Annotated in this window: 4 protein-coding genes and 1 pseudogene (1 of these 5 cut by a window edge); 1 reads left to right on the plus strand and 4 read right to left on the minus strand. The window is 59.8% G+C overall.

Annotated features, from left to right (window positions below; translation table 11 throughout):
* The 4 genes and pseudogenes from A3H92_00700 to A3H92_00715 all read right to left on the minus strand — a co-directional run.
* Positions 1 to 412: pseudogene (locus A3H92_00700) on the minus strand (acyl-CoA dehydrogenase) (it extends 1,314 nt beyond the left edge of the window).
* A gap of 2 nt (positions 413 to 414) precedes the next feature.
* Positions 415 to 2,700: a 3-hydroxyacyl-CoA dehydrogenase gene (locus A3H92_00705; protein OHC76120.1), complete on the minus strand. Its 2,286-nt coding sequence runs from the start codon at positions 2,698 to 2,700 to the stop codon at positions 415 to 417.
* Between the two features lie 44 nt (positions 2,701 to 2,744).
* Positions 2,745 to 3,869 (minus strand): acetyl-CoA acetyltransferase, encoded by a 1,125-nt coding sequence (locus A3H92_00710; protein ID OHC76115.1) that lies wholly within the window; start codon positions 3,867 to 3,869, stop codon positions 2,745 to 2,747.
* Between the two features lie 281 nt (positions 3,870 to 4,150).
* Positions 4,151 to 5,218 (minus strand): hypothetical protein, encoded by a 1,068-nt coding sequence (locus A3H92_00715; GenBank protein ID OHC76116.1) that lies wholly within the window; start codon positions 5,216 to 5,218, stop codon positions 4,151 to 4,153.
* Positions 5,219 to 5,617: 399 nt separating this feature from the next.
* Here A3H92_00715 and A3H92_00720 point away from each other — a divergent pair, with 399 nt between their 5' ends.
* Positions 5,618 to 6,739: a hypothetical protein gene (locus A3H92_00720; protein ID OHC76117.1), complete on the plus strand. Its 1,122-nt coding sequence runs from the start codon at positions 5,618 to 5,620 to the stop codon at positions 6,737 to 6,739.
* Positions 6,740 to 6,817 lie beyond the last annotated feature (78 nt).

Raw genomic sequence — 6,817 nt, forward strand, 5'->3', positions numbered from 1 at the left:
TAATCGCCGAATAGGCGCCGCGACTGAGGCCGGGGTAGATGCCGAATGACAGGTTGGCCGAACAGATCATCTCCTCGACCATCAGGTTGACCGATTCGGGCAGCCCCTGACCGCCGTGTTCCTGGGCACAGGCCAGCGAGGTCCACCCTCCCTCGGCGAAAGCCTTGTAGGCTTCCTTGAAGCCCTTGGGCGTCCTTACCTGCCCGTCTTCAAAGTGACAACCTTCCTCGTCGCCGCTGCGGTTCAGGGGAAAAAGCAGGGTCGCGCAAATCTTGCCGGCTTCTTCGAGGACGGCGTCAACCAGATCGGGCGTCGTTTCCTCACAGCCGGGCAGTTGATGGATCGGCTGATCGGCGAACAACTCGTTGAGGACGTAGCGCATATCGTCAAGGGGGGCTTTGTAAGCAGGCATGTCTAATTCCTCAACGGAGCGCCGGTCTCAAGCATATGCTCGATCCGGGCCAGCGTCGCCGGGTTACGGGCCAGTATCATGAATTGGCGGCGTTCAAGGGCTAACAGATCGTCCTCGGTCAGAGTCTCGGTGACATCTGTATCGCCGCCGCTCAGGACGCCGGCCAAGACCCCGGCCACCACCGCGTCATGGGGGGTGGCCTTGCCGCTTTTCAGCAGGCCGTCCACTGCCATTTTCATTCCCGCCCGCGCCGTCGCGCCGGGCAGGGAAATCTTCGGGGCGACGGGAGGAGCGTACCCGTCAACCATGGACAGCGCCTTGGCCTTGGCGTCGGCCAGCAAACGATCAAGGTTCATGGTGACGCCGTCGCCCGGCCTTAAAAACAGGTAGTCCCTGGCCTCGTCCGCCGATTTGGAGACGACAGCCGCGCCGATGGTCTCGAACGCCTTGACGACGGGAGGCATAGGGCCGCCGGGACGTTTCGGGTTAGCGGCCCAACGGGTCAGCATTTCCTTGCAGCCGCCCCAGGCCGGGACCACGCCGACGCCGGCCTCGACCAGTCCGATATAGGTTTCGGCGTGGGCCTGAACGGCATCGCAATGGAGCAACGCCTCGCAGCCGCCGCCCAAAGCCATGCCCGACGGCGCGCCGACAACCGGAAAGGGAGCGTACTTGAGGGCCATGTAGGTTTTCTGGCCCTGTTCCAGCATCTCCTCGATCTGACTCCAGGCGGCGATGTTGGCGGCGAACAACATCAGCCCGATATTGGCCCCCACCGAGAAGTTTGTCGCTTCGTTGTGGATGACCAGAGCCTTGTAGCCGCCGGCGACGATCTTGATGGATTTACCGATCATTTCCATCACGCCGGGGTCGAGGGCGTTCATCTTGGTATGAAATTCCAGACAGGCGACGCCGTCGCCGATATCCCAAAGGCTGGCGGAGCCGTTACGCGCAATGGGTTTGCCGTTCAGCTTGATGTCGGACAGCAGCAGCACTCCGTCGGCCCTGACCAAGTCCCGGTAGGAGCCGTCGAAAGCCATGTATTGGGGCTTACCCTGATGGGTGCGGTAAAAAGTATTTTCGCCCACGATTTCCAGCAACTTGGGCGCGGGAAGGCCGGCGGCCTTCAGCTTTGCGGCGAACCACGCCGGCCCCAGCTTGTCAATCAGCGCGAAAGGGCCGAATTTCCAGCTATAGCCGAGACGCATGGCCTGATCGACGGCGTCTATGTCGTCGGCGATCTGGGGGGCGATGTCGGCGGCGTAGCTCAGGGTGGACGACAACACTTTCCAGGCGTAGCGCCCGCCCTTGTCGGCATGTTCGACCAGCGCCCGCAGCCCTCCCGCCTTGGCGGCGTCGATGCTGTCCAGTCTGGGCTTGTCGGCGGCGGCGTAATCGCCGGTCTTGAGATTGCGGGCCTGCTTGACCTTCTTGGCCGACGACTTGTCCATGCGGTAGAAGCCGCCCTTGCCCTTGCGCCCGGTATAGCCGTCGGCGACCATGGCGTTGATCATCTTCGGCTCGCTGTAAATGCCGTGGAAGGCGTCCTTTGCGGGCAGTGCTCTTTCCATCGAGCCGAGAATCAACGGCATCAGGTCCAGCCCCACCAGATCGAGAAGGCCGAAAATGCCGGTTTTGGGGAATCCCAACGGCTTTCCCATCACCGCGTCCGCCTCCTCGACGGTCATATCCGAAGCCGTGGCTTCGACAAAGGCGCATTGCAGCCAGAAGGTTCCGATGCGGTTGCCGATGAAGCCCGGCGTGTCCTTGCAGTCAACTACGCCCTTGCCCAGCCTCACGTCGGCAAAGGCGCGGACGGCGGCGACCGCCTCGGGGCGGGTTTGGGGTCCGGCCACCAGTTCCAGCAGCCGCATGTAACGGGGCGGATTGAAGAAATGGTTGATCAGGAAATCGCCGATGAACCGCTTGCCCATTCCCTTGGTCAGCATGGACAGCGGAATGGTCGAGGTATTGGATGAGACGATGGAGCCGTCCTTGCGCACCGCCTCGATTTTTTCATAAAGGGCGCGTTTGATGTCCGGCTTCTCGATCACCGCTTCGATGATCCAGTCGCAATCGGCAAGCATTCCCAAGTGGTCTTCGCTATTGCCGGGGGTAATCAGCTTGGCGTTGCGTTTGTGCATCAAAGCCTCCGGAGAGGCCTTGAGCAGTTTGGCGATCGCCGTCTCGGCGATGACGTTGCGGTTGTCGGCGCTCTCGGGAACGATGTCCAGCAGCAGCACAGGCGTCCCGGCGTTGGCGATGTGGGCGGCGATGCCCGCCCCCATCACCCCGGCGCCGATGACCGCGACCTTGTTTATGACAGGCGGCACTATACGGCCTCCAGCACGGTGGCGATGCCCTGGCCGCCGCCGATGCACTGGGTGGCCAAGGCGTACTTTCCGCCTTGGCGCTTGAGCAACGCCGCCGCCTTGCCGGTAATGCGCGCCCCGCTGGCCCCCAGCGGATGGCCGATGGCGATGGCCCCGCCGTCAAGGTTGATCTTGCCGATGTCCAATCCTAACTCGCGGATACAGGCCAGCGACTGGGAGGCGAAGGCTTCATTGAGTTCGATGACGTCAATATCATTGATGGAGATGCCTGCCCGCGCCAACGCTTTCCCGGAGGCGGCGACCGGGCCGATGCCCATGATTTCGGGAAGGCAACCGGCGACGGCGACGCCGATAATCCTGGCGAGAGGCTCCAGGCCGTTCTTTTGCGCGTAGTCCTCGGCGCAGACAAGGACGGCGGAGGCGCCGTCGGTCAACGGCGAGGAAGTGGCGGCGGTTACCGATCCCCCGGCGTCAAACGCGGGCTTGAGGTCGGCCATGGCCGACAACGAGGAGTCGGCGCGGATGCAGCCGTCCCTGCCGACATCGCCGATAGCGACGATTTCTTCCAACAACCTGCCGGCGGCCTCGGCGGCGGCGGCCTTTTGATGGCTGGCCAGCGCGAATTCCTCCTGCTCCCGGCGGCTGATCCTGTACTTGACGGCGATGTTCTCGGCGGTCTCGCCCATGGACATGTAGGCCTGTGGATAAGTCCCATACAGGCCGGGATGAGGCATGGGGTTGAACCCCATCATCGGCACCCTGGTCATTGATTCGACTCCGGCGCAGATAAAAACCTCCCCGGCGTTCATGCGGACGGCGCCGGCGGCCATGTGAACGGCCTGCATCGACGAGCCGCATAAACGGTTGACGGTGGCTCCGGCGACGGCGTCAGGCAGCCCCGAGATAAAGCCGATCAGGCGGGCGACGTTGATTCCCTGCTCGCCTTCGGGGAAGGCGCAACCGACGATCAGGTCTTCGATGTCGCCGGCCTTGACGCCGGTCCTTTCGATGAGCGCCTTGACCACCTGCGCCGCCAATTCATCAGGTCTGGTCTTCGCCAAGCCTCCCTTGCCGGCAAAGGTGAACGGTGAGCGGGCGTATCCCGCGATAACGACGTTTTTCATATTACTTCGTCTCCGCCTGCAAGGTTGATCCCCATAATAGCAAAAAAAGCGGCAAGACGTGTTATACTATCAGCCTTAAAAAATGACTCGTATAGGGGAAAAATCCTCCCCCTTTAGAGTTTCAAGGTTGATTGAAATCACCTGCGTTACGCATTTGCCGTCATTGCGAGCGGAGCGAAGCAATCCAGATGGCGGCGACGCGGGGACTGGATTGCTTCGTCGGCTTCGCCTCCTCGCAATGACGATGAGGCGCGGCCCGACGTGGCTTTGAGTGATTCTCATCAATCCTGATTTGCTCTAGAACGCAAGCGGCCCGAGGAATTGTTCGTAGTTCCGCCAGCGGCCGACGGATGTCGCATAGAGAGGACGGCGGACCTGCCAACTGCCGGCGGTGGCGACGTCTTGGCACATTGTGGCACCTTTTCGATGAGCGTACGCAAGACAAGGAACAGGCGTAAAAGCTCTTTCTCGGAGTCCGCCGGAAGCTGAACCCGTTCGTTGTTTAAATGCAGAACATCATTGGCCATGCAGCGCAAACAGTGAAGATCCTGCTTCGGTGCGCCGTCAGGTAATTCCAGACAGTTGTTGATTCTCGCTTTTAGATCATTTCCGTCTGCATGATAGTGCTTTTTCAAGGTTGTCTCCAGGATCGACCTCATCAAGGCAAGCGCTGCGAATGGCATACCGAAAACGAATGCATCGTGGGCTTGCTGCAAGTGGGTGAGAAGCGATATCTTCTCGGCTTCTCCATACTTTTGCGAAACATGGCGAGGCATGAGCACGAACGGCACCAGATTCCGCCGCCTGAATATGCCCCTGAGATCGAATCCGGTCTCTTCGGTAAAGCGATTCCACGCTGAGACGCCTTCTACGATGCTTTCCGTAAACCCCTGCGGAAAAACGTTACACCAATCTTGTGTCACTTGCTCCCCGGCGAAGTCCAATACCCCTTCAATCGCATTGGCCTGCTCATTGGCGTCATCGTCGGCGATCTTCCGAAAAACGTCGAACACCGGCTTCTCCACACTAAATACAATTCTTGCAAGTGGTGTCGCGTATTGCTCTTCATAGTCGCGCCAAGCTTTGATGAACTTTGGATCGACCGGCGATGCAAATAGTCGCCGCCGCCGCCGTTCGTTTATCAAAATAGGAAAGGTAGCACATTCCAAGTCGATGCAAAGCTGCCGGATAGATTCATTATCCTTTGCCAACTTTTCAAGCTCTTCGGGACGATCGTCGATACAACCCCGGAGCTTTTGGAACAGCATCATGAAATTGATAACTTCTGGTGAGTCCTTCGCAATATTCATGACAAGCTCCAAGTTGACTGGACGGGCGGGAAGGCGCATATTTGAGGCATGAGCGCCGTAACCTTTGATACCCTGAAATTCGCCGAGGCGACGAGGCAGGAACTCGCCACAAAATACGATCTACGCGATTTGGAACTGCACATCACCATGCACATTGGCAAGATATTGGATTGGCAAACTGGTCTGCTGGTGGCGGCCATGGCTGCATTGATCAAGCTACTGTAGGCCCCGCCATGGCATGGAAGCAGGCGATAACGACGTTTTCCATCTTCCTTAACCTCCGCATAGTGGGTTGATCCCCATAATAGCAAAAACCAGCGGCAACGTCTTGGCTATTACTTGTTATCGACAGAGCAATAGACGACCCACGCTAAACGATGATAAGATGCCACCCGGTTCAACCCATAATTTTGCTCTTTATGGGGCGGGGGGAATATAATGAACATCATCAAGGCCGGTCTTATCATTCTTGCTTTGGCGGCGGGATGCGCCGCTCCGGTGGTCGCCGAGCCTCTTGAGGATGGAAAAGCCGCATATGATAGACAGGATTATGAAACGGCTCTTCGCCTATTACGACCTTTAGCCGAGCAAGGAAACGCCCAAGCCCAGCACAACCTCGGGTTCATGTACGTCAAGGGCCAGAGCGTGAGGCAGGACTATGCGGAAGCGATCAAGTGGTACCGCCTAGCCGCCGCTCAGGACCACGCCCAAGCCCAGTTCCGTCTCGGGTTCATGTACGACCTGGGCCAGGGCGTAACGCGGGACTACGCGGAAGCGGTCAAGTGGTACCGCCTAGCCGCCGCCCAGGGCGACGCCGACGCCCAGCACAACCTCGGGTTCATGTACGTCAAGGGCCAGGGCGTGACGCGGGACTATGTGGAAGCGGTCAAGTGGCACCGCCTAGCCGCCGCCCAGGGCAACGCCGACGCCCAGTACAACCTCGGTCTCATGTACTCCCAAGGCCAGGGCGTGACGCGGGACTATGTGGAAGCGGTCAAGTGGTACCGCCTAGCCGCCGCTCAGGACCACGCCCAAGCCCAGTTCCACCTCGGGTTCATGTACGAGCTGGGCCAGGACGTGAGGCAGGACTACGCGGAAGCGATCAAGTGGTACCGCCTAGCCGCCGCTCAGGACCACGCCCAAGCCCAGTTCTACCTCGGTCTCATGTACTCCCAGAGCCAGGGCGTGACGCGGGACTATGTGGAAGCGGTCAAGTGGTACCGCCTAGCCGCCTCCCAGGGCAACGCCGTCGCCCAGTCCAGCATCGGGGCCATGTACTACCAAGGCCAAGGCGTGACGCAGGACTACGCGGAAGCGATCAAGTGGTATCGCTTAGCCGCCGCCCAGGGCTACGCCGACGCCCAGCACAACCTCGGGTTCATGTACGGCCAAGGCCAGGGCGTGACGCAGGATGATGTCAAGGCTCACATGTGGTTCAATCTTGCGGCTGCCCAGGGGGATGAAGGTGCTGTCAAAAATCGGGATATAGTCGCCAAGCGCATGACCCCGGCCCAGATGGCCGAGGCGCAGAAGTTGGCGCGGGAATGGATGCCAAAGTGACCGGCGACAAGCATTTCAGGATTGATTAGACCCATTAAGCCTCAGCCTGAAAACAAGACGTGGATGGCCGGGTCAAGC

The sequence above is a fragment of the Rhodospirillales bacterium RIFCSPLOWO2_02_FULL_58_16 genome (assembly GCA_001830425.1).
In the GTDB taxonomy this organism is placed as follows: Bacteria; Pseudomonadota; Alphaproteobacteria; order Rhodospirillales; family 2-02-FULL-58-16; genus 2-02-FULL-58-16.